Origin of the sequence: Arthrobacter pascens (genome assembly GCF_030816475.1) — a bacterium.
Taxonomy (GTDB): Bacteria; Actinomycetota; Actinomycetes; order Actinomycetales; family Micrococcaceae; genus Arthrobacter; species Arthrobacter pascens_B.
The window spans coordinates 2,662,857-2,685,989 of record NZ_JAUSXF010000001.1 but is presented as its reverse complement, the minus strand read 5'-3'; the positions used below and the strand labels follow the sequence as shown (position 1 = coordinate 2,685,989).

Below are 23,133 nucleotides of genomic sequence, written 5' to 3'. Positions count from 1 at the left end.
GCATGTCCGCATTTCGCACGCACGGCCGCGGACACCTGGACGGGCCCGTGGTAGTGATCGGCACCGGCCTGCTCGGCGCCAGCATCGGGCTGGGGCTGCGGGGCCGCGGCGTGCCCGTGTTCCTGTCTGACCCTTCGCCCACCAACCAGGCTGTTGCCGTCGATATTGGCGCCGGCCTGCCTTTAGCCGAGCTCGGAGACGGGACGCCCGAGCTGGTGGTGGTGGCTGCACCGCCGGACGTGACGGCCGACGTGGCGGCGAAGGCGCTGGCCGACTACCCGGAGTCCGTGGTGGTCGATATTGCCAGCGTCAAGGCTGCCATTCTTGACGACCTGCGGAACCGTGGTGCGGACCTTACCCGTTATGTGGGTACCCATCCCATGGCAGGCCGGGAGAAATCGGGGCCTGTCGCTGCCCGCGGTGAACTCTTCACATCCATGCCGTGGGTGATCTGCCCGGCCGAGGAAACCTCACCTGATGCCCTCCAGGCGGCCCAGGCCCTGGCAACGGATCTTGGCGCCGTTGTTTCGCAGTTCACGCCGGAGGAGCACGACGAGGCGGTGGCTCTGGTGTCGCACCTGCCCCAGGTCATGTCGTCACTACTGGCCAGCCGCCTCCAGGGAACACCGCTTCACGCGCTGTCGCTGGCAGGCAACGGGCTGCGGGACGTCACCCGGATTGCAGCAAGTGATCCCACTTTGTGGGTCCAGATCCTCGGTGGCAACGCACAGAAGGTGGTGGAGATCCTCTATCACGTACGTGAGGACCTCAACCGCCTCATCGGCACGCTCGAGGCACCGGCGGCACCCGGAGCCCGGCTTGACCTTGCCCAGCTGATCAGCGAAGGCAACGCCGGCCAGGCCCGCATTCCGGGCAAGCACGGCGGACCTCCGCAGGCGTACTCCTGGCTTACCGTCCTGGTGGATGACAAACCCGGTCAGATCGCACTGCTCCTCACTGAAATTGGTGAGATCGGCGTGAACGTAGAGGACCTTCGGCTTGACCATTCGTCCGGCCAGAACGTGGGCATGGTGGAGCTATCCGTGCTGCCCGACAAGCACGACCACCTGATCGAAGCACTCAACGACCGCGGATGGCGGGTACTGCAGTAATGACACAGGAACTCCTTGACACCCTGCCCGCACTGCGCGTCGGCAGACCCCTCGTGGTGGCCATCGACGGCCCTTCCGGCTCGGGCAAATCCAGCGTCAGCAAGGAAGTGGCCCGCAGGCTCCGGCTCGCCTACCTGGACACCGGTGCCATGTACCGGGCACTGACCTGGTTTTGCATCAACACAGGCATCGACCTCAATGATGCAGCTTCCGTCGAGCAGGCCGCCAGGGACCTTGTCCTGGACGTGAGCACCACCCCGCAGGAGGAATACGTGCGGGTGGACGGGGCAGACGTCACGGCTGCCATCAGGGAACCGGAGATTTCCTCGGCAGTAAGCATCGTCGCCACCACCCTGGGCGCCAGGACGGAGCTGATCCGCCGCCAGCGGGAACTGATCGAAAAGCACCACCGCCGGATGGTGGTGGAAGGACGGGACATCACGACCGTCGTCGCGCCCGGGGCCGAAGTCAGGATGCTGCTGACAGCCAGCGAGGAAGCACGGCTCCGGCGCCGGGGCATCCAGATGGGCGGAACGCAGAACGCGGAGCAACTGGCTGCCCAGGTGACCCAGCGCGATGCCAAGGACTCCACGGTGGTGAATTTCACCCAGGCCGCCGACGGCGTCGTCACGCTGGATTCCTCTGAACTGGATTTTGATGAAACGGTGGATGCCGCCCTGGTGATCGTCACGAAGGTCCTCAACCGTGACTGATCGCGCCGCCAGGCTTCCGTCCGGCTGGACCATGACCTGGAGCCGGCCCGTGGGCTGGGTCCTGAACCACCTGGTGTACAGGACGTCCATCACCGGCCGGGACAACGTTCCGAGCGGCGGCCCGGTGATCTTTGCCGGGAACCACATCAGCTTCCTGGACGGGCCGGTCATGTTCGGCGCTTCGCCTCGTCCCATGCACATCCTCGTCAAACAGGAAATGTTCAAGGGATTCCTCGGACGGGTGCTCAGGGCCTCCGGGCAGGTCCCCGTGGACCGTTCCGGGGACCGTGCAGCGCTGCTGCTCAGCAAGCACGTGCTCGACGCCGGCCGTTGCGTCGGGATCCTCCCGGAAGGCAGCCGGGGGAGCGGGCAGGCTACGGACATCAACAACGGGGTGGCCTGGCTGGCGCTGAACTCGGGAGCGCCCGTGGTTCCGGTCGCGATCCTCGGCACCCGGACCGGCAGCGAGCACCTCGACACAGTGCCCAGGCCTGGCCGGCGCTTCCACATCAGTTTCGGCAACGCCCTGACGATCAGCCGAAATCCCGGCGAGACAGGCCGTGCTTCAATGGACAGGGCGGGAATGGAAATCCGCGCTGCCCTGGCCGGGCATGTCCAGGACGCAATCCAACACAGTGGGCAGCCTTTGCCCCACGCGGATTTCCCGCATGAATTTCACAGCAGTAGCCGGGACGCCGGCAGATCACCACTAAGGAAAGTGCAATGAGCGATACGACTCAAACCTCCGGCCATTCCGGCGCCGGCGAAGACGAATACACGCCCACCGGCACGGACCAGGTGGCCGAACGGCTGGCTGCCCTTGACGACGACGAAGCGGAGATGCGCGCCGCGTCCCTCCGCGCGGGCCTTGAAGACTACGAACTCGATGAAGACGATGCCGCGCTGCTCAGCGGGGAGTACAGCGACGAGGACTTCGACGGTCCGGTCAAGCTGGACCCGGTCCTGGCAATCATCGGCCGCCCCAACGTCGGCAAATCCACCCTCGTGAACCGCATCCTGGGCCGCCGCGAAGCCGTGGTGGAGGATACCCCCGGCGTCACCCGCGACCGCGTGATGTACTCGGCGCACTGGAACGGGCGCAACTTCACGCTGGTGGACACCGGCGGATGGGAGCACGACGCCCGCGGCATCCACGCCCGGGTAGCCGAACAGGCTGAGATGGCCGTGGAACTGGCCGATGCAGTTCTCTTCGTCGTTGATTCTGCCGTGGGAGCAACCGCGACGGACGAGGGCGTCATGAAGATGCTCCGCAAGAGCAAGAAGCCGGTCATCATGGTGGCCAACAAGGTGGACGACTTCGCCCAGGAAGCAGACTCGGCCACCCTGTGGGGCCTTGGCTTCGGCGAGCCGTACCCGGTTTCGGCCCTCCACGGGCGCGGGGTCGCTGACCTCCTGGACCATGTGATGGACACGCTGCCGGAATTCTCCACCATCGAGGGCCTCGAGCGCTCCGGTGGTCCGCGGCGCATCGCCCTGATCGGTCGCCCAAACGTGGGCAAGTCCTCTCTGCTGAACAAACTCGCGGGCTCGGAGCGGGTTGTCGTGGACAACACGGCCGGCACTACCCGCGACCCCGTGGACGAATTCATCGAACTGGGCGGCCGCACCTGGCGCTTTGTTGACACTGCCGGAATACGGCGCCGCCAGCATATGGCCCAGGGCGCGGACTACTACGCCTCGCTCCGGACCCAGGCCGCGCTGGAAAAGGCGGAGGTCGCCGTCGTGCTCCTTGCCGTCGACGAAGTCCTGAGCGAGCAGGACGTCCGGATCCTTCAGCTGGCCATCGAATCCGGCCGTGCCCTGGTCCTTGCCTTCAACAAGTGGGACCTGCTGGACGACGAACGCCGCACCTACCTGGAGCGGGAGATTGAGCAGGACCTGGCCCACGTGGCGTGGGCCCCGCGTGTCAACATTTCGGCGCTGACGGGCTGGCATAAGGACCGCCTGGTTCCCGCCCTGGACCTGGCCCTGGAGAACTGGGACAAGCGCATCCCGACGGGCAGGCTCAACGCCTTCCTCGGCGAGCTCGTGGCCGCCCACCCGCACCCCGTGCGCGGCGGAAAACAGCCGCGCATCCTGTTCGGAACCCAGGCATCGAGCCGTCCGCCGAAGTTCGTGCTGTTCACCACCGGCTTCCTGGACCCCGGCTACCGCCGGTTCATCACCCGCCGGCTGCGTGAAACGTTCGGTTTCGAGGGCACCCCCATCGAGGTCAACATGCGGGTACGCGAAAAGCGCGGCAAGAAGCGTTAATTGGGACACACCATGCCTGTGGTGCTTCGTAAATGTCACAGGCACCCTCCGGAATCGTGTAAGCTTTTGGAGGTGGTTCGGCCGGACTGCTGAGTGAAATTGCTGGAGGTTTCAGCGATGACATGCAGCGGAGAACGGCAGAACTGACGGGCTGTAGCGCAGCTTGGTAGCGCACTTGACTGGGGGTCAAGGGGTCGCAGGTTCAAATCCTGTCAGCCCGACCAAAACAGAAGCGCCCCGGAGAATTCTCTCCGGGGCGCTTCTGTTTTGGCTTCTCTTTCTGCTTCTCTTTTCCGCTATTTCAGGAACTTCGACGTCCGGCGGTCCGCGAGGATCTTTCCCTTGGTCTGGCAGGTGGGGCAGTACTGCAGGGCCGTGTCTGCGAACGACACTTCACGGACCGTGTCGCCGCACACCGGGCAGGCCTGGCCGGTCCGGGCATGGACCCTCATATGGCTCCGCTTAGTGTCCTTGAGCTCGCTGGGAGGCTTGCCGTGCGCTTCCCTGAGCGCGGTTCCCAGGATGCTGTGGATCGCGTCGTAGAGGATCTGCACTGAATCCCGGTCCAGTGACTTGGAAATCGCAAAGGGGGAAATCCTGGCCGCGTGCAGGATCTCGTCGCTGTAGGCGTTCCCGATCCCGGCGATAACGCTCTGACTCCTCAGGAGCCCCTTGATCTGCTGGGAACTGCCGGCGAGGATCTCCGCCAGCATGTCGGCGTCGAACGCCTCGGTGAACGGATCCGGGCCCAGCGTGGCGATGCCAGGAACATCCTGCGGGTCGCCCACCACATAGACGGCCAGGCTCTTCTTGGTTCCGGCCTCGGTAAGATCCATGCCGTGAGGGCCCGTCTCGCCGTTGAAGGACAGACGGGCGGCAATGTGGCTCTTACCCATTCTCAGCTGGGTGTCGGTAGGGGAGTCGGTAAACCGGACCCAGCCGGCCTTGGCGAGGTGGAAAACGAAGGACAGGCCGCCGGCATCAATGCTGACGAACTTCCCGAAGCGCCGCACCCCCGTCACGGTCCTGCCCTGCAGGGCGGAGTACGGCGGATCCGCCGTCTTCAGCACGGCGAAGGAGACGATCTGGACTTTGCTGAACACGCTTCCCCTAAGCTGCTCATCCAGGAAACCGGCCAGGCCTGCGACTTCGGGAAGTTCGGGCATGGATTACCTGCTGCAGTCCCGGCTGTCGGCGCCCGCCGGGGCCTGGCCGTTAGCATGATCTCTCATCCGCCCATCATGTCAGAATCCTCCTCGAACGCCCGCCGAGTTGTGCCTATACTTTCAGCGGCGGCTTGTTTCCCAGGCCCCGTTGACATTGGTGTTTGACCCGATGAAAGGCCCCTGATGAGCAACATTCCCGAAGACCTGTCCTACACGGCCGAACACGAGTGGGTATCAGCCCCGAATTCCGACGGCGTGGTCCGGGTGGGCATCACCGACTTCGCCCAGGACGCACTCGGAGATGTTGTTTACGCGCAGATGCCGGAGATCGGCACGAAGATCACCGCGAATGAAGTCGTGGGCGAAGTGGAATCCACCAAGAGCGTGAGCGACATCTACGCCCCGGTCAGCGGCGAAGTAGTGGCCCGCAACGATTCGCTGGACACCGATTCGGCACTGATCAACACTGATCCGTACGGTGATGGCTGGCTGATCGAAGTCAAACTCGCCGAAGCCGATGCCGTGGAGTCGCTGCTCAGTGCATCCGAGTACGAACAGCAGGTAGGCTAAAGCTAACCGGTTCATCCGGTCCGGCCGCGAAGCGTCTTCGCACGTCAGCGGCTGGATCGCTGGCCCGGCACCGGACGTGCGAGGCTTGTCCGGAGGGTACATGTCGAATGCGGGCGCGAGCTGCAGCGGAAGAGGAGGAATCCATGGTTGGCCACAAACATCACCCTGCCGATGGTGATTACGGTAAGGGTACGGCCAGGGCCTCCGAGACTACTTCCATCAATCTCACGCCCGTCGCCGACGAGCCCACGATTGCCCCCAGGCTTTCAAGGGACGAGTACGCGTCCGTTGAGGCCCTTCCGGCCGGATCTGCGCTCCTGGTCGCCCATAGCGGCCCGAACGCGGGTGCACGGTTCCTTCTGGACTCGGACGTCACCACGGCCGGACGCCACCCCGACGCCGACATCTTCCTCGACGACGTGACAGTTTCCCGCCGTCACGTTGAATTCCGCCGCACCGCACGGAGCTTCGAAGTGGTGGACACCGGCAGCCTCAACGGCACCTATGTCAACCACGACCGCGTGGACAGCGTGGAATTGAAATCCGGAAGCGAAGTCCAGATCGGCAAATTCCGTCTCACCTTCTACCTGAGCCCTGCCCGCGCAGCAGGCCGCGCCTGATTCCGGGGCAATTGCCTGTGGCAATGGCACAAGCGGAACGCCGGGGGCCCCAGGTCCTGAACATCGGGGAAGTCCTCGCCCAGTTAAGCGGCGACTTTCCCGGAATGACCGCGTCGAAGATCAGGTTCCTTGAGGAAAAGGGACTGATCAACCCGCGCCGTACTCCGGCTGGTTACCGGCAATACTCAGACAGCGATGTCGAGCGGCTCCGTTTTGTGTTGGCCCTGCAACGCGACCAGTACCTTCCACTCAAGGTGATCAAGGACTACCTTGATGCGATCGACAGGGGAGAGCGCCCGGAGAACCTGCCTCCCGGCGTCGTGGTTTCGCCACGCATCGTCTCCGACGAACTGGCGGCCGAACTCCAGAACCGCGGGCGGAGGCTTAGCGAAGAGCAGCTCCGGACCGAGTCCGGGGCAAGCGTCCCGTTGCTCCAGTCTTTGCTGAGCTTCGGGCTGATCAGCCACAGCAACGGCCAGTTCGATGAGCATGCCCTTCAAGTGGCCCGGGCCTGCGTGCAGTTGGAAAGCCATGGCCTGGAGCCGCGGCATCTCCGGCCGTTCCAGGCAGCAGCTGAACGCGAGTTCGGACTTGTGGAACGTGTGGTTGCCCCGCTGGCTTCGCGCAGGGATTCGGCATCCCAGGCGCGGGCGGCGGAAGCTGCCCGCGAAATCAGTGACCTCTGCCTTACACTGCACCGGGCCCTGGTGCAGGACCATATCTCACGCATGGACATCTGATGATCGAAGTAGAGATCGTAGGCGTTCGGATCGAACTGCCGTCGAACCAGCCCCTTGTACTCCTTCGCGAGATCCACGGTGAACGCCATGTGCCCATCTGGATCGGCACGCCGGAAGCCAGCGCCATTGCCCTGGCCCAGCAAGGCGTAGTGCCGCCCCGCCCCATGACACACGATCTCCTGGTGGACGTCGTGGAATCACTGGGCCACTCAGTGGTGAGCGTCAATATCGTGGCGGTGGAGGACAACATCTTCTACGGCCAGCTTCAGTTCGAGAACGGCACCACCGTCAGTTCACGGGCATCCGATGCCCTGGCCATCGCGCTGCGGGCAAAGTGCCGCATCTGGTGTGCCGACTCGGTCATGGACGAGGCCGGCGTCCGCATCACGGAGCATGACGAAGGCGAGGACACCGAGCCTGGCCCCACCGTGGATGAGGAGCGTGAACTGCGCCGTTTCCGTGAGTTCCTCGACGACGTGGAGCCTGAGGATTTCGACGGCTAAGGTCACGCTAAGGTTAAAGTTGAGCATGAAAGTTTCGACACGCCCCTCCCAAGGGCCCTAGATCTTTGACCTTGGGACCCGGCAGGCCTAACGTCGAAGATATCAAGCTCCCATTGCTTACGGCAGCCGCGCAAGTCACACTGTAAAGTGCGACCCCGCGAAATTACATGCATGGACTTCATGCCTGCACCGGCTGTTGCAGTTTTCCCGGGAGTTTAAGACAAGGAGGATCCAGGTGAGTCCCAAAGGCGAAGCAGGCGAGCTGAAACAGCCCACCACGGCTGGTGTTGCTGTGCCCGCGAGCGGTGCCCAGGGCCTCCTCTTTACCGAGGACCTTCCCGTACTGGACGAGGACGCGGGCTACCGCGGACCCACGGCCTGCAAGGCGGCCGGCATCACCTACCGCCAGCTGGACTACTGGGCCCGCACCGGCCTCGTTGAACCTGCCGTTCGGGGAGCCGCCGGATCGGGTTCACAACGTCTCTACGGCTTCCGGGACATCCTGGTCCTCAAGGTCGTCAAGAGGCTCCTGGACACCGGCGTATCCCTCCAGCAGATCCGCTCCGCGGTGGAACACCTGCGTGAACGCGGCGTGGAGGACCTGGCACAGATCACCCTCATGAGCGATGGCGCCAGCGTTTACGAATGCACCTCCGCTGACGAAGTCATCGATCTGGTGCAGGGCGGGCAGGGCGTCTTCGGCATCGCCGTGGGCCGCGTCTGGCGAGAGGTGGAGGGCAGCTTGGCTTCCCTTCCGAGCGAGCACGCCGCGGAGCAGTCCTTTCCGGACGACGAACTGAGCAAGCGGCGCGCCGCACGCAAGATCGGCTGATTTCCGCCAGGGCCGTTCCGAACCCGGCCGGCCCCTGAACACGATTAACAGCGGAGGCCACCTTCCCCGGGAAGGTGGCCTCCGCTGTTTCGATCGGTCCGCTGCGGTTAGCGGGCGCTCCGGGAGCGGAGTCCGCTGCCGACTGCGAGAAGGTTGGCCAGCAGGTTATCAAAGAGGACGGCAGCTGACTTCGCGGAGTCGCCGGGCCAGTGGTGCACGGGGTGGGCGGCGCCCTGGATCTGCTGCCAGTTGGCCTGCTCCGGGATCCTGGGACTCAGCAGGAGATCGCCGAACATCGATTCCATTTCGGCCAGCCGGTAGGTGTGTTCCGAAGACCCGCTGCGGACGCGGTTGGCCACAATTCCTGCAGGCGAAAGATTGGGCGCGAATTCCTGCCGGAAGAGCTGGATAGCCCGCATGGTCCGCTCCGTCCCGGCCACGGAGAACAGGCCAGGCTCGGCGACAAGGGCCACCTTGTCGCTGGCGGACCATGCCATCCGGGTCAGGCCGTTAAGCGAGGGCGGACAGTCGATCAGCACCAGCTGGTATTCCTCGGCTCCGGCCAGAACCAAGGACAGCCGGCGGAGGTCGCGGCGGCCCAGGTCGGGCCGGTCGTAGATTCCGGTGTAGGCCGAACCCACTGCCACGTCCAGGACGGCGGGACCGGACCCGTTTGAATGTGCGCGGGCCGTCCAGCTGCTGCCCACCACGTTGTCCGCCAGCTTCGCCCTCCGCGGGCTCTTGAGCATCCGGCCGATGTCCAGCTGCTCGCCGGGCTGAACGCCCAGGGCGGTGGTCGCGTCCGCGTGGGGATCCAGGTCCACCACCAGGGTGGGGATGCCTGCGGCAAGCGCCGCAGAGGCTAATCCGGTGGTAACGGAAGTCTTGCCGACTCCGCCTTTAAGGCTGCTGATGCTGACTACTTGCACTTGAGAGACCAAAACCTAACGCCGGCTGCCGTGGTGGGGGTAGTGTTTGCTCCGGCAGTGCCGAAGCCGGGCGGCTCCTGCCGCCCTACTCATCATATGTTGATGCGCCTGTGAATCCCGCCTTATCGGGCTCCGGCATGGCACTGCGGACGATGCGTGCGGCTGGTTTCGTCAGGTCATGCTTTGACCGTGCTGGACATGACGGACGATTCTGTGATGGTGGCCACAATCGTTTGTGTTTGTCAGCGAACGTCTTAGACACTGTGACCACTTACCGATACACCCGCAATGATGCAGGAGAAGTATGTTTTCCAAGATTCTGGTGGCCAATCGCGGCGAAATCGCGATCAGGGCCTTCCGCGCCGGCTACGAGCTGGGCGCCAAGACGGTTGCCGTTTTCCCCCATGAGGACCGAAACTCAATTCACCGCCAGAAGGCCGATGAGGCATATCTGATCGGCGAAGAGGGCCACCCCGTGCGGGCCTACCTGGACGTGGCTGAGGTAGTGCGCGTGGCCAAGGAGTCCGGCGCGGACGCCATCTACCCGGGATACGGGTTCCTGTCGGAGAATCCGGACCTGGCAAGGGCGGCGAAGGAAGCTGGCATCACGTTCGTCGGCCCGCCGGCTGAGGTGCTGGAGCTCGCCGGAAACAAGGTCGCAGCGCTGAAGGCTGCACGTGAGGCAGGCGTCCCCGTCCTGAAGTCGAGCCAGCCCTCCAAGGACCTCGACGAGCTGATCGCTGCTGCCGACGTCATCGGATTCCCGATCTTTGCCAAAGCCGTTGCCGGTGGTGGCGGGCGCGGCATGCGCCGGGTGGACACCCGCGAAGCCCTTCCGGAAGCACTCCAGTCGGCTATGCGCGAGGCGGACGCCGCGTTCGGTGATCCCACCATGTTCCTGGAACAGGCCGTCCTCCGCCCGCGGCACATCGAGGTCCAGATCCTGGCCGATGCCGAAGGCAACGTCATCCACCTGTTCGAGCGTGACTGCTCCATCCAGCGGCGCCACCAGAAGGTCATCGAGATCGCGCCCGCCCCCAATCTGGACGACGGCATCCGGCAGGCCCTCTACCGCGACGCAGTCAAGTTCGCCAAGGCCCTGAACTACGTGAATGCCGGTACCGTCGAGTTCCTGGTGGACACGGTCGGCGAACGGGCCGGCCAGCACGTGTTCATCGAGATGAACCCCCGGATCCAGGTGGAGCACACCGTCACCGAAGAAGTGACGGATGTGGACCTGGTGCAGGCCCAGTTGCGGATCGCGGCCGGTGCGACCCTTGCGGACCTGGGCCTGTCCCAGGAAACTGTCCAGCTCAAGGGAGCGGCGCTGCAGTGCCGCATCACTACCGAGGATCCGGCCAACGGCTTCCGGCCCGACGTCGGCAAGATCACGGCCTACCGGTCCGCCGGCGGTGCCGGCGTCAGGCTCGACGGCGGAACCGTCTACTCCGGAGCCGAAATCAGCCCGCACTTCGATTCCATGCTCGTGAAGCTGACCTGCCGCGGACGCGACTACCCGGCCGCCGTCGCACGGGCACGGCGCTCCCTGGCCGAATTCCGTATTCGTGGCGTTTCCACCAACATCTCCTTCCTGCAGGCCGTCCTGGACGACGCCGACTTCATCGCCGGCGACGTTGCCACGTCCTTCATTGACGAACGCCCGGAGCTGCTGAAGGCCCGTGTCCCTGCTGACCGTGGCACCAAACTGCTCACCTGGCTGGCCGAAGTGACGGTGAACAAGCCCAACGGCGAGCTCAAAGTCCATTCGGATCCGGCGGCAAAGCTGCCCGCGGTCCCGGACCGACAACTGGCTCCGGGATCGCGGCAGCGTCTGCTGGAGCTGGGACCCGAAGGCTTTGCCAGGGCGCTGCGTGAACAGAACGCGGTGGCTGTCACCGACACCACCTTCAGGGACGCGCACCAGTCGCTGCTGGCCACCCGGGTCCGGACCCGCGACCTGGTGGCTGCCGGCCCGGCGGTCTCGGCGCTGCTTCCCGAACTGCTCTCGGTCGAGGCGTGGGGCGGTGCCACTTATGACGTCGCGCTGCGATTCCTGGGCGAGGACCCCTGGGACCGTCTGGCCGCCCTGCGGAAGGCGCTGCCCAACGTCTGTCTGCAGATGCTGCTCCGCGGCCGCAATACGGTGGGCTACACGCCGTACCCGGAGGAAGTCACCGAAGCCTTCGTCAATGAAGCAGCCGCAACCGGCATCGACATTTTCCGTATTTTCGATGCGCTCAACGACGTCAACCAGATGGCTCCGGCCATCAGGGCCGTTCGCGCGACCGGTACAGCCGTGGCGGAAGTGGCTTTGTGCTACACCGGGGACATGCTGGACCCGGACGAGAAGCTCTACACGCTGGACTACTACCTGGAGCTGGCCCAGAAGATCGTTGACGCCGGCGCCCATATCCTGGCAATCAAGGACATGGCCGGCCTGCTCCGTCCGGCCGCGGCAGCCCGGCTTGTCGCCGCGCTCCGTGATCGGTTCGACCTTCCGGTCCACCTCCACACCCACGACACCGCAGGGGGCCAGCTGGCCACGCTGCTGGCCGCCGTGGAGGCTGGGGTCGACGCCGTGGACGTCGCCGCCGCTTCACTGGCAGGAACCACCAGCCAGCCGTCTGCTTCCGCCCTGGTGGCAGCACTGGCCCACACCCCGCGGGACACCGGCCTCAGCCTGGCCGCCGTCAGCTCACTGGAGCCGTACTGGGAAGCCGTGCGGCGGGTCTACGCGCCGTTCGAGTCAGGGCTGCCGGGCCCCACAGGCCGCGTTTACCAGCACGAGATTCCGGGCGGACAGCTCTCCAACCTGCGCCAGCAGGCCATGGCCCTGGGCCTGGGCGAACGCTTCGAGGCCATCGAGGACATGTACACCGCTGCGGACCGCATTCTGGGGCGCCTGGTGAAAGTCACCCCGTCCTCAAAGGTGGTGGGCGACCTCGCCCTGCACCTGGTGGGCCTCAACGCCGATCCCGCTGATTTCAACGAGAACCCGCAGAACTACGACATCCCCGATTCGGTCATCGGCTTCCTGTCAGGCGAACTGGGCGATCCTCCGGGCGGCTGGCCCGAACCGTTCCGTACCAAGGCGCTCCAGGGCCGGAGCATCAAGGTGCGGGATGTCGAGCTCAGCCCGGAGGACAGCGCCGCCCTCAAGGGCGACTCGAGGACCCGCCAGCGGACGCTGAACCGGCTGCTCTTCGATGGCCCCACCAAGGATTACCTCAAGAGCGTCGAAACGTACGGGAACATCTCCGTCCTGGACACCCGGGACTACCTGTACGGTTTGCAGCGCGGGGCTGAGCACGAGATCCAGCTGGAGAAGGGCGTCCGCCTGATCGCTTCGCTGGAAGCCGTCTCGGAGCCGGATGAAAAGGGCATGCGCACCGTTATGTGCACCCTGAACGGTCAGTCCAGGCCGGTAGTCGTCCGGGACCGTTCAGTCGTCAGCAACGTCAAAGCTGCCGAGAAGGCGGATCCCGCGCAGCAGGGGCACGTGGCGGCGCCGTTCGCTGGGGCGGTCACCGTCACTGTCAAACCCGGCGATACCGTCAACGCCGGCGATACGGTGGCCACCATCGAGGCGATGAAGATGGAAGCATCCATCACGACGCCGGTGGGCGGCAAGGTCACCAGGATCGCCATTTCCGCGGTGGAGCAGGTCCAGGGCGGGGACTTGCTGCTCGTAGTGGAGTAGGACAACAGCAACGCGGGGTCACTTCCCGCCCATCCGAAGGCCTCGGACGGGCGCGAAGTGACCCCGCGTTGCTGTTTTAGCGGTTGGCTGGGCGACGCGCGGCGTACATTTCCTCGATGACCGCGTCAAAGTCCTTCATCACCTGCGCCCTCTTGACCTTCATGGACGGGGTCAGGTGGCCTGACGCCTCCGTGAAGTCGGAGGGGACGATCCGGAATGATTTGATGGCTTCAGCCTGTGAAACGGAGGCATTGGCACGGGTGATGAGGTCCTGCACGGCCGCGTTGACGACCGGATTGCTCGCCGCTTCCTCGGGCGACCCGGCGGCGGGCAGCCCGTGCCGCTGCATCCAGCCCGGGAGCGCTTCCTGGTCAAGCGTCACCAAGGCGCCGATGAAGGGCCGGTTGTCTCCCACCACCAGGACTTGGGAGACCAGGGCGTCGGCGCGGATCTGGTCCTCCAGCAATGCAGGGATGACGTTTTTGCCGCCCGCGGTGACAATGATCTCCTTCTTTCGGCCGGTGATCCACAGAAAGCCGTCGTCGTCCAGGCGGCCGATATCCCCGGTCCGGAACCAGCCGTCGGCGAAAGTCTCCGCAGTGAGGTCCTCCCGTTTGTAGTAGCCGCGCATGACGCAGGCTCCCTTGGCGAGGATCTCGCCGTCCTCGGCAATCCGGACAGCGTTCCCCGGCAATGGCTTGCCCACCGACCCGATCTTGATCAGCGACGGCGTATTGACGGAAATGGGGGCCGTCGTTTCGGTGAGGCCGTAACCCTCCAGGACCTGCAGGCCGATGCCTTGGAAAAAGTGGCCCAGGCGTTCGCCCAGCGGGCCGCCTCCTGATACTGCGTGTGCGACATGTCCGCCCATGGCGGCGCGCAGTTTGCCGTACACCAGCCGGTCAAAGAGTGCGTGGCGGAGCTTCAGGCCCAGTCCCACCCTGCCCTCCTGGCGTGCCTTGGAGAAAGCGATGGCGGTCTCGGCAGCTTTGTGGAAGATGGCTCCCTTGCCGCCGTCCTCTGCTTTGGTCAGTGCCGAGTTGTAGACCTTCTCGAAAACGCGCGGCACGGCCAGGATAAACGTGGGCTCGTAGCTTTGCAGGTCAGCCAGCAGGTGCTTGATGTCAGGGGTGTGGGCCACAGTGGTGCCCGCGGCCATGGCCAGCACGGAGATGAAGCGGGCGAAGACGTGCGCGAGGGGCAGGAACATAATGGTCTTCGCGTTTTCATGGACGATCTCGCCGATGATGGCCAGCGCGTTATCGGAGAGTTCCACAAAGTTGCCGTGCGTCAGCTCGCAGCCCTTGGGCCTGCCGGTAGTACCGGATGTGTAGATGATCGTGGCAACGTCATCGAGGTTGGCGAGGCTGCGGCGTTCCTCGAGATAGGCGTCGCTGACGTCAAGTCCGGCCTGGCGAAGGGCCTCAAGTCCCTGGCCTTCCAGCTGCCAGACGTGGCGGAGGCCGGTGAGCCCCTCAGACGCCGCTGCCTGGCGGATGATGTCCTCGTGATGGGCGGCTTCGCCGAACGCGGCGACTGCTCCTGAGTCGCCGAGGTTCCAGGCAACCTGTGAGGGGGACGACGTCTCGTAGATGGGAACGGAAACGCCTCCGGCGAACCAGATGGCGAAGTCGACCAGTGCCCATTCATACCGGGTGCGGGACATGATCCCCACGCGCTCTCCGGCGCCCACACCACTGGCTATGAGGCCTTTCGCCAGCGCTTTCACGTCAGCCAGGAAATCGGTGGCTGAGACGTCCTGCCAGGTGCCTGAGGCATCGAGCCGCGAAAAAAGCGCCGGATTGCTGGGCTTAGCGGCCTGCCGCAGTACAAGGTCAGTGATGTTGGTTTCCGGTGGGACAACAACCAGCGGCGGAACACTGAATTCGCGCACTATAGCTCCTTTGATATCCGAAGACCCGCACGGGGTATGTCTAAGACTAGTACGCCCGTTTTTCAGGCCGTGCAGTATCAAACCTACTGGCGGGTAACTTAGTAGTCAAAGAGCAGGACGGGCCTTGCCCGGAGTGCCTGCGGGGGCGTGCCTCCCGCCCGCCTAGAATGAGGAACTATGTATGCACCGCCGCCCGGCGAACAGGCCGGACCTCTCAGGCGGCCGGCTCCGTGGCGCCGCCGGCCTCCGACTCTTCAGGCCAGGCAACGGCACGGGGAAGGGTTCCGCGAGCACCTCCGGCTCGGCCGGAAAGGCCTGGCCATCGGCATCGATATCGGCGGGACAAAAGTTGCGGCCGGCGTGGTGGATGCGGACGGGAGGATTCTCAGCGAAGCGCGTCGCTCCACTCCCGGAAGCGATCCGCGCGCCGTCGAACGGGTGATCGTTGAACTGGTGGAGGAACTCGGCGCCGGCCATCGCATCTGGTCCGTGGGAATCGGGGCGGCAGGGTGGATGGACCTCGACGGCGGCACGGTGCTGTTCAGTCCGCACCTGGCCTGGCGCAACGAGCCGTTGCGGGCCAACCTGCAGCGCCTGCTGCGCCGGCCTGTGCTCCTGACCAACGACGCCGATGCTGCCGCATGGGCGGAATGGCGCTTTGGGGCGGGCCGGGGCCAGGACCGTCTTGTCTGCATCACTCTCGGCACCGGAATCGGCGGTGCCATGGTGATGGACGGGCGCGTCGAGCGCGGCCGCTTTGGCGTTGCCGGGGAATTCGGGCACCAGATCATCATGCCTGGCGGCCACCGCTGCGAGTGCGGAAACCGGGGGTGCTGGGAGCAGTACGCATCGGGAAATGCGCTCGGGCGGGAAGCGAGGATCCTGGCACGCGCCAACTCGCCCGTGGCCCAGGAGCTCCTTGTAGCCGTTGACGGAGACACCGAAGCGATCACCGGAGCCATTGTGACCGAGCTTGCCCTGGCTGGCGACGCTGCCTCCCGTGAGCTTCTGGATGAAGTTGGCGAATGGCTGGGGCTGGGCCTGGCGAACCTGGCGGCGGCTTTGGACCCGGGTCTGTTCGTGATCGGCGGCGGTCTTTGTTCCGCCGGTGACCTGCTGGTGGAACCTGCCCGCAAGGCTTTCGCCAGGAACCTGACCGGCCGCGGCTTCCGCCCGGCAGCAGGCATCGCGCTGGCCGCACTCGGACCTAACGCGGGCCTGATCGGCGCCGCTGATCTTTCCCGGGTCAGCAGCCGGCTGCGCAGCTGACCCCGGGCCTTAAAATGAGGCCCCACACTGCGACGGGACCTACTTAGACGCGGGCGCCGTCGTCGTTGTCATCCTTCTCCTGCGGAAGCTTCATGATCAGGTAGACCACAGCGAGGACGAAGACAGCCACGATCCCCAGGACGGCAAGCAGCGGCGCCGAGCGCCAGAACATGGAGGACAGGAGCAGCGCCACCGGGCCGCCGAGTGCACCAAGCCAGGCAAGCATGGTCAGCGGATCGGTGCCTGCGAGGCTCGGAGGCTCCTCCGGGACAAAAGCGCCGTCGTCATCCTCGGCACTGTAGTCCCTGGGTCCTGCCGAGGGGGTCCCGGCCGGCTCCTCGCCTGCTTGACCGGAGCCGGCAGGTGAGGCCGCCTGCCGCTCGGCCGCTGACAGTTCGGTGGGGGCGGAGCCCGCCAGGCCGAGCGGATCGAAGTCCCGGAAACCGGCTGATTTTCCGGCGGTGTCCGAGGCTCCCGGTGACGTCTTGGACGTGCCCGGATCCTTCGCGCCCAACGGGTAGGTTGTGGCGGTGGCGTCTGCGCCGCCTGCCCCGTCAGGGGCATCGTTGATCCTCGGCGAGTCGCCTTCGAGGCGTGCCACGAGGTCCAGCCAGACGGCGTCGTCCTGGTTGGCGCTCTGGTCGGGGGAGCCTGAGTCTGGCCTAGGCATTGGCGGGGCCTTCCTGGGAGGTGGCGGCTGCATCAAGCGCGGGAGGAGCCTGGCTGGCCGCGGGCGGCAAGGCGCCGGAGACCACTGAGCGGATGAACCCGACGGATCCACGGAATATTTTACCTGCGTCGTTGTCCAGCGTTGCGACGTGGTAGCTGTTTTCCAGGCTCGTCAACTCCAAAGGCGCGTTCGTCAGTCCGCGGCGCAAGGCCGCGATGCTGGAGTCGGAGACCACATGGTCCACTGTGGAGCGGAAGACCCGCACCGGTGCCGTGACCCGGGGGAGAAGCCGGATAGTGTCCTTGAACATCTTGTTCATCTCATGGGCGGCGGCCACAGGGGTGCGCGGGTACGCGCCTTCGTCCATGCCTGGCTTCAGGATGTCGTTGGCGATGGCGGGGGTGCTTTTGAGCACCAGCTTGAGGATGCCGGCGAGGGGTGCTCGGGGGTCGTCGATGACCAGTGCGGGATTTACCAGGACTACGCCGCTGACCGGCCGTGTCGCTGCGATCCTTAACGCCAGGGCCCCGCCCATGCTCAATCCGGCAGCGAACACGGAATCACACTGCTCGTCCAGTTCCCGATAGCACTCGTCGAGTGCTTCGTGCCATTGCGCCCAGCGTGTCCGGGCCAGTTCCTGCCAGCTGGTGCCATGGCCCGGAAGCAAAGGCATTCGTACGGCAAAACCGGCATCGGCCAATGAGCGCGCCCAGGCGCGCAGGCCGTGCGGACTGCCCGTGAAGCCATGCGAAAGGACCACTCCGATCCGCGGCCCGTCGCCCCGGAAAGTGCTGCTGAAGGGGCTGTGGTCCGGAAGCTGCGTCATGGTGTCTCCGACCTGATGTTATGGCGTGCGGCGTTTGCGGACGCATGTTTGAGGAAGAACGCGGTGGATCTGGAAAAAATCTCGGGGGCATCAACGTCCAGCGTAGCCACATGGCCGCTCGCGGGGAGGTCCACTACTTCCTCCAAGAGCGGGCCAAGGCGCCGCGTCAGCAGCACTAGTGAGGTAGGCGGCACGACGGCGTCAGCACGGGACTTGAAAACCTGCACGGGCGCTGACACGCGGGGGAGCGCGCGGATGGCTGCGCCGAAGAGTTTCTTGAGCTGGTGCACGGCAGCGAGCGGGGTCCGCGAGTAGTCGCCGTCCTGGGTGGGGGGAGCGGTCGGTTGCTCCTCCTGGATGGGTAGCGTGGTGCGCTGGAAGTACTTGAGAACCCCGATCACCCGCACCCGGCGGTCATAGAAGCTGAGGCCAGGATTCACCACTGACACACCGGCGACAGGATGCTGGGAGGCCGTCAGCAAGGCAATGGCACCGCCCATGGACAGGCCAGCCACGAAACAATCATCAGTCCGTGCCGCAAGCTCAAGATAGGCGGCTTCGAAGGTTCCGTGCCAGTCATGCCAGTCGGAGAGCTCGAGCTGCTTCCAGTCCGTTCCGTGCCCGGGCAGGAGGGGGACTGATACTGCAAAGCCCTGGGCGGCAAGGTGTTCGGCCCATGGCAGGACACTGAGCGGGCTGCCGGTAAAGCCGTGGCAGATGGCAATTCCGGTCCTCGCATTGGATCCGTGGCCGGGGTAGCTGAAAGCGGCAGGCCGGGGCGGAATGCTGCTCTCTGTCATGACACCATCGTGTCACTGTTCGGGGCAAATCTCACTAGAGTAGGGTTGCACTGGAGTGCTGGTCAGGCCCGACGCAGGGCCCGTCAGGCGTCTTGGGGAGAGGTTCGTCACGTGTTCTATTGGGTCATGAAAAGGATCTTCCTGGGTCCGGTTTTGGGGCTTCTTTTCCGTCCTTGGGTTAAAGGCCTGGACAATGTGCCGGCGGAGGGCCCGGCGATTATCGCCTCCAACCATCTGTCATTTTCGGATTCAATTTTCATGCCGTTGATGGTGTCCAGGCCCGTCGTATTCCTGGCCAAAGCCGAGTACTTCACGGGCACCGGGCTCAAAGGACGCCTCACGGCACTCTTTTTCCGCCTGACGAACCAGCTGCCCATGGACAGGTCCGGCGGGGCAGCCTCGGCAGCTTCACTCGATGCGGGCATGGAGGTCCTCCGGGGCGGCGGACTGCTGGGGATCTACCCCGAAGGGACCCGAAGCCCCGACGGGCGCCTCTACCGGGGCAAAGTGGGAGTCGCCCGGCTCGCGCTGGAGGCGGGTGTGCCTGTCATTCCTGTGGCGATGATCGGGACGGACAAGGTCCAGCCGATCGGAAAGAGGCTGCCTAACATCCGCCGGATCGGCATGATTTTCGGGGAGCCGCTGGATTTCAGCAGGTACTACGGAGAAGCCGAGGACCGGCTGGTGCAACGCAAAGTAACCGACGAGATTATGTTCGAGCTCATGCGTCTTTCCGGCCAGGAATACGTGGACGAATATGCTGCGGTGGTGAAACTCCGGCTCGCGGGAAAGCAGCCGGAGCCGGAAAGCGGCGGCGAAGGCGGGGCCTCCGCCACCGGATGACTGTGACGGTCCTCTCCTGACGCGTGACGGCGAGGTGTCCCGTTGCCCCTGAGGCCCATTAGTCTTAGAGGGTGACTGAGCTATCTGCAAGACCCGCCTTCTCGCTGTCCAGCACGGCCCAGAGCGGAGCCGCCAACTATCCAGGCCTTGACGACTGGAGGGACCTTCCTGTTTCCCAGCAGCCCAGCTGGCAGGACAAGGATGTGTTCGACGCTTCGGTCAAGGAACTGTCCATCCTCCCGCCGCTGGTTTTTGCCGGTGAGGTAGACATCCTGCGTGAGCGGCTGGCCGCTGCTGCACAGGGCAAAGCTTTCCTGCTGCAGGGCGGTGACTGCGCGGAGACGTTCGATGCCGCGACCGCGGACAAAATCAGTGCGCGCGTCAAGACCATCCTGCAGATGGCGGTCGTGCTCACCTACGGTGCGGCGATGCCCGTCATCAAGATGGGCCGGATGGCCGGCCAGTTTGCCAAGCCGCGGTCCTCCAACGATGAGACCCGCGACGGCGTGACCCTTCCGGCCTACCGTGGCGACATTGTCAACGGCTACGACTTCACGCCCGAATCCCGAGGCCACGATGCCGCCCGGATGCTCAAGGCGTACCACACCTCGGCTTCGACCCTGAACCTGATCAGGGCGTTCACGCAGGGCGGCTTTGCCGACCTTCGCCTCGTGCACCACTGGAACAAGGGCTTCACCGAGAACCCGGCCCACGCCCGTTACGAGTCCCTTGCCCGTGACATCGACAGGGCAATCCAGTTCATGGCGTCCTGCGGTGCGGACTTCGAGGCCCTCAAGCGCGTGGAGTTCTTCGCCAGCCATGAGGCTCTGCTGCTGGACTACGAGCGGGCGCTGACCCGGATCGATTCCCGCACCGGGTTCCCCTATGACACCTCGGCGCACTTCCTCTGGATCGGGGAGCGGACCAGAGGGCTTGACGACGCCCACGTCGATTTCCTCTCGAGGGTCCGCAACCCCATCGGCGTCAAGCTCGGCCCTTCTACTACCGGCGACGACGCACTGCGCCTGATCGACAAGCTGGATCCGGAACGTGAACCCGGCCGCCTCACGTTTATCACCCGCATGGGCGCCGGAAACATCCGCGAGAAGCTGCCCGCGGTGGTGGAGAAGGTTACCGCCTCCGGGGCGCAGGTTCTCTGGGTGACGGATCCGATGCACGGCAACACCGTCACCTCACCCAACGGCTACAAGACCCGGAATTTCGACGACGTGATTGACGAGGTGCGCGGGTTCTTCGAAGTGCACCACGCCTTGGGAACGGTGCCTGGCGGCCTGCACGTCGAAATGACCGGCGACGACGTCGCCGAGTGCCTCGGCGGTGCGGACCCCGTGGACCAGGAGGCGTTCCTGGACCGCTATGAGTCGGTCTGCGACCCGCGGCTGAACCATATGCAGTCGCTTGAAATGGCTTTCCTGGTGGCTGGAGCCCTCGCCAAGAACTGAGCTACACCAAACCGTCCCGGTGGTGTGGCCGGTTGAGAACCGGCTACACCACTGTCAGGGTGATGACTGAGCCTTCGGGTACGGCTGTGTTGACGGGATCCTGGTCCCGGACAGTCCCGAAGAAGCCACCCAGAATGTTGTTCACCTTGACTTCGAATCCGAGCTTCTCGAGTGCTTTGCGGGCGTCGGAGGCCTGCTTGCCGATGTAGCTGGGAACATTCACGAGCTTGGGGCCGTCCGATACCGTCAGGGTCACCGTGCCGCCCTTGGTCAGCGTCCCGGATGCCGGCGACTGGCTGGCCACTGCCCCCTTGGGGATCTTCTTGTCATTCACTCTGTCCGGCGCGATGACCGCTTTGAGCCCGGCCGCTTCGATAGCCTGTACGGCGTCGTCCTGCCCCTGGCCGACGACCGAGGGAACGGGGATCGGCTGCGGTCCCTTGGAGACGGTGAGGTTCACCGGCGTTCCGTGCCTTGAAGGCGTTCCGGATGCGGGATCCTGGGCCAGCACAACGCCGGCTGCCGCCACCTCATCGAACTTTTCGGTGATTTTTCCCAGCGCCATTTCGGCCTTGTTGAGTGCGTCCTTGGCTTGATCCAGTGTCTTGCCCGTCAGTTCGGGCAGGCCAAACAGTTCAGGTCCCTTGGAGACAAGCAATGCCACGGGTTGGAATTTCCTGATTTCGGTCCCGGCTTCCGGTTGGGAACCGACGACGAGCCCGGACGGGACGACGTCGTCGAAAACATCGCTGGTCCGGGACTGGAAGCCCGCCTCAGCAAGCAGCTGCTGGGCCTGGGCCACAGTCTTGTTGGCGACAGCGGGAACCGTTGCGGGTGATCCCGGGCCCATGCCGAAGAACCAGCCGGCCCCCGTGGCGAGGAGGACGGCGATGATGAGAATCACCACCCAGAGCACACCGCGGCGGCGCGGGTTGCCTTCCCGGAGGCTCCGCACGGGGGTCGCGGCCGCCCTGGACCTGGCTCTCTCATCTTCCAGGTCGGCTTTGCGCCGGGCACGCTTACTCAGAGGCGCCGGCGTGGGCGGAATGTATCCGTCATAGCCCGAACCCTGCTGCGCCCCGGGATAGTCAGGACCGGGAAGGAACGACGTCGGCTGCCCGGCGGGCGGGGACTGCATCCCGGCCACCGGCTGCTGCCGGGGTTGGGCGAAGGGCGACATGACGGCGGTGGGATTGCTGGTGCGTGCAATTACTTCTGTGGGGTTCTGCGCGCCTGCCGCCAAGGCCGCCGGTGGCCGAAGATCCAGCTCGGAGTCAGTGAGGTTGGTGCGGATATGGCGCAACTCCTGAAGCAGGGCGTTACCGTCCACCGGCCGGTTCTCGGGATCGTTGGAGGTGCACCATTGGACCAGCTCGTCCACCTCCGCCGCCAGCCCGGGCACGAGGGCGGAGGGCAGACCGACGGTGCCGTTGACGTGCTGATAGGCAACCTGGATGGGGACATCGCCGTCGAACGGCTGCTGGCCGGTGATCATCTCGTACAGCATGATCCCGACCGAGTAGATGTCGCTGCGGGCATCAGCCTGCTTCCCCAGCACGAGCTCGGGGGAGAGATAGGCCACGGTACCGATGAGCGCACCGGTGCTGGTGGAAGTAGTGACGGCACGGGCCAGGCCGAAGTCGCCGACCTTGATGCGGCCGTCGTCGGCAATCAGGACGTTCTCCGGCTTGACGTCGCGGTGGATCAGCCCGGCAGCATGCGCGGCTCCAAGCCCCTCCACCACGGGGTCAATGAGTGCAAGGGCAAGCCTGGGGGGCAGGGCACCTTTGGCATTGATGACGTCCCTGAGGGTGTGCCCCTTGATGTATTCCATGACCAGGTACGCCGTCTGGCCGTCGTTGCCTTGATCCAGCACGCCAACAACGTGGGGATGGGAGAGCCTGGCCGCCGACTTGGCTTCGCGTCCAAGCCTGTCAAGGAAGGTGTCGTCAGTAGCCAGATGGGGATGCAGCACCTTGAGGGCAACATCGCGTTCCAGCCGTTGGTCGGTGGCAAGGTACACAGTGGACATGCCGCCGCGCGCCAGTCTGGACCGGACGGCGTAGCGGTCATCCACCAGCGTCCCGACTAGTCGGTCAGACACATGTTCCTGCACCCTACGATCCTAATGCCGCAGCGAAACGGGTCCGAATCACCCATGTGATCCAGACCCGTTTCGTTATCCCGGCCGCACGCCACTCGGGGGCGG

The 23,133-nt window shown here is 64.9% G+C and carries 19 protein-coding genes, 1 tRNA gene and 1 pseudogene; 14 read left to right on the top strand and 7 right to left on the bottom strand.

Annotation, left to right across the window (positions count from 1 at the left end):
* Positions 1-2 precede the first annotated feature (2 nt).
* From QFZ40_RS12330 to QFZ40_RS12310, 5 genes and pseudogenes are all read left to right on the top strand, one after another.
* Positions 3-1,112, top strand: coding sequence for a prephenate dehydrogenase (locus QFZ40_RS12330; protein WP_306904686.1), 1,110 nt, complete (start codon positions 3-5; stop codon positions 1,110-1,112).
* On the top strand, positions 1,112-1,825 hold the full coding sequence (cmk, locus tag QFZ40_RS12325) for a (d)CMP kinase (protein ID WP_306904684.1): 714 nt from the start codon (positions 1,112-1,114) through the stop codon (positions 1,823-1,825). The genes QFZ40_RS12330 and cmk overlap by 1 nt, the downstream gene beginning before the upstream one ends.
* 31 nt (positions 1,826-1,856) lie before the next feature.
* Positions 1,857-2,538, top strand: a pseudogene (locus QFZ40_RS12320) (lysophospholipid acyltransferase family protein).
* A gap of 10 nt (positions 2,539-2,548) precedes the next feature.
* The gene (gene der, locus QFZ40_RS12315) at positions 2,549-4,099 is read left to right on the top strand and encodes a ribosome biogenesis GTPase Der (RefSeq protein ID WP_306904682.1); all 1,551 of its coding nucleotides are present in this window, start codon (positions 2,549-2,551) and stop codon (positions 4,097-4,099) included.
* 147 nt (positions 4,100-4,246) lie between these two features.
* Positions 4,247-4,323 (top strand) — tRNA-Pro (locus QFZ40_RS12310).
* Between the two features lie 72 nt (positions 4,324-4,395).
* On the opposite strand, the gene QFZ40_RS12305 is transcribed toward QFZ40_RS12310, so the two are convergent.
* A complete protein-coding gene (locus QFZ40_RS12305) occupies positions 4,396-5,265 on the bottom strand; it encodes an Fpg/Nei family DNA glycosylase (RefSeq protein WP_306904680.1) in 870 nt (289 codons plus the stop codon).
* A gap of 183 nt (positions 5,266-5,448) precedes the next feature.
* Here QFZ40_RS12305 and gcvH point away from each other — a divergent pair, with 183 nt between their 5' ends.
* The 5 genes from gcvH to QFZ40_RS12280 all read left to right on the top strand — a co-directional run bounded on the left by gcvH (position 5,449) and on the right by QFZ40_RS12280 (position 8,530).
* Positions 5,449-5,835: a glycine cleavage system protein GcvH gene (gene gcvH, locus QFZ40_RS12300; protein ID WP_214962412.1), complete on the top strand. Its 387-nt coding sequence runs from the start codon at positions 5,449-5,451 to the stop codon at positions 5,833-5,835.
* 143 nt (positions 5,836-5,978) lie between these two features.
* Positions 5,979-6,455 (top strand): FHA domain-containing protein, encoded by a 477-nt coding sequence (locus tag QFZ40_RS12295; RefSeq protein WP_306904677.1) that lies wholly within the window; start codon positions 5,979-5,981, stop codon positions 6,453-6,455.
* A gap of 23 nt (positions 6,456-6,478) precedes the next feature.
* Positions 6,479-7,195, top strand: coding sequence for a transcriptional regulator FtsR (ftsR, locus tag QFZ40_RS12290; RefSeq protein ID WP_306904674.1), 717 nt, complete (start codon positions 6,479-6,481; stop codon positions 7,193-7,195).
* On the top strand, positions 7,195-7,698 hold the full coding sequence (locus tag QFZ40_RS12285) for a bifunctional nuclease family protein (protein WP_066285823.1): 504 nt from the start codon (positions 7,195-7,197) through the stop codon (positions 7,696-7,698). The genes ftsR and QFZ40_RS12285 overlap by 1 nt, the downstream gene beginning before the upstream one ends.
* A gap of 235 nt (positions 7,699-7,933) precedes the next feature.
* Complete coding sequence (locus QFZ40_RS12280; RefSeq protein ID WP_214962407.1) at positions 7,934-8,530, top strand: MerR family transcriptional regulator; 597 nt, start codon at positions 7,934-7,936, stop codon at positions 8,528-8,530.
* 107 nt (positions 8,531-8,637) lie between these two features.
* Here the strand turns inward: QFZ40_RS12280 and QFZ40_RS12275 are convergent, their stop codons facing one another.
* Positions 8,638-9,459: a ParA family protein gene (locus tag QFZ40_RS12275; RefSeq protein WP_306904668.1), complete on the bottom strand. Its 822-nt coding sequence runs from the start codon at positions 9,457-9,459 to the stop codon at positions 8,638-8,640.
* A gap of 304 nt (positions 9,460-9,763) precedes the next feature.
* On the opposite strand from QFZ40_RS12275, the gene QFZ40_RS12270 reads away from it, so the two are divergent.
* Positions 9,764-13,159, top strand: coding sequence for a pyruvate carboxylase (locus tag QFZ40_RS12270; protein ID WP_306904666.1), 3,396 nt, complete (start codon positions 9,764-9,766; stop codon positions 13,157-13,159).
* Between the two features lie 76 nt (positions 13,160-13,235).
* Here the strand turns inward: QFZ40_RS12270 and QFZ40_RS12265 are convergent, their stop codons facing one another.
* Entirely contained in the window at positions 13,236-15,053 is a 1,818-nt protein-coding gene (locus QFZ40_RS12265; protein WP_306904664.1) for an AMP-dependent synthetase/ligase, read from the bottom strand.
* Between the two features lie 177 nt (positions 15,054-15,230).
* Here QFZ40_RS12265 and QFZ40_RS12260 point away from each other — a divergent pair, with 177 nt between their 5' ends.
* Positions 15,231-16,322, top strand: a complete 1,092-nt coding sequence (locus QFZ40_RS12260; protein WP_306904662.1) for an ROK family glucokinase — start codon at positions 15,231-15,233, stop codon at positions 16,320-16,322.
* 43 nt (positions 16,323-16,365) lie between these two features.
* Here QFZ40_RS12260 and QFZ40_RS12255 read toward each other — a convergent pair whose 3' ends face one another.
* From QFZ40_RS12255 to QFZ40_RS12245, 3 genes are read right to left on the bottom strand one after another with little or no spacing between them, the layout of a single operon-like run.
* A complete protein-coding gene (locus QFZ40_RS12255) occupies positions 16,366-16,992 on the bottom strand; it encodes a hypothetical protein (RefSeq protein WP_306904660.1) in 627 nt (208 codons plus the stop codon).
* Entirely contained in the window at positions 16,985-17,818 is an 834-nt protein-coding gene (locus tag QFZ40_RS12250; RefSeq protein ID WP_306904659.1) for an alpha/beta hydrolase, read from the bottom strand. The genes QFZ40_RS12255 and QFZ40_RS12250 overlap by 8 nt, the downstream gene beginning before the upstream one ends.
* Positions 17,815-18,618 (bottom strand): alpha/beta hydrolase, encoded by an 804-nt coding sequence (locus QFZ40_RS12245; RefSeq protein WP_306904657.1) that lies wholly within the window; start codon positions 18,616-18,618, stop codon positions 17,815-17,817. The genes QFZ40_RS12250 and QFZ40_RS12245 overlap by 4 nt, the downstream gene beginning before the upstream one ends.
* A gap of 111 nt (positions 18,619-18,729) precedes the next feature.
* Here QFZ40_RS12245 and QFZ40_RS12240 point away from each other — a divergent pair, with 111 nt between their 5' ends.
* Positions 18,730-19,461, top strand: coding sequence for a lysophospholipid acyltransferase family protein (locus QFZ40_RS12240; RefSeq protein WP_306904655.1), 732 nt, complete (start codon positions 18,730-18,732; stop codon positions 19,459-19,461).
* A gap of 71 nt (positions 19,462-19,532) precedes the next feature.
* Positions 19,533-20,924: a class II 3-deoxy-7-phosphoheptulonate synthase gene (locus QFZ40_RS12235; RefSeq protein ID WP_306904653.1), complete on the top strand. Its 1,392-nt coding sequence runs from the start codon at positions 19,533-19,535 to the stop codon at positions 20,922-20,924.
* A 43-nt stretch (positions 20,925-20,967) separates the two neighbouring features.
* Here the strand turns inward: QFZ40_RS12235 and pknB are convergent, their stop codons facing one another.
* Positions 20,968-23,040 (bottom strand): Stk1 family PASTA domain-containing Ser/Thr kinase, encoded by a 2,073-nt coding sequence (gene pknB, locus QFZ40_RS12230; RefSeq protein WP_306904651.1) that lies wholly within the window; start codon positions 23,038-23,040, stop codon positions 20,968-20,970.
* Between the last annotated feature and the right edge of the window lie 93 nt (positions 23,041-23,133).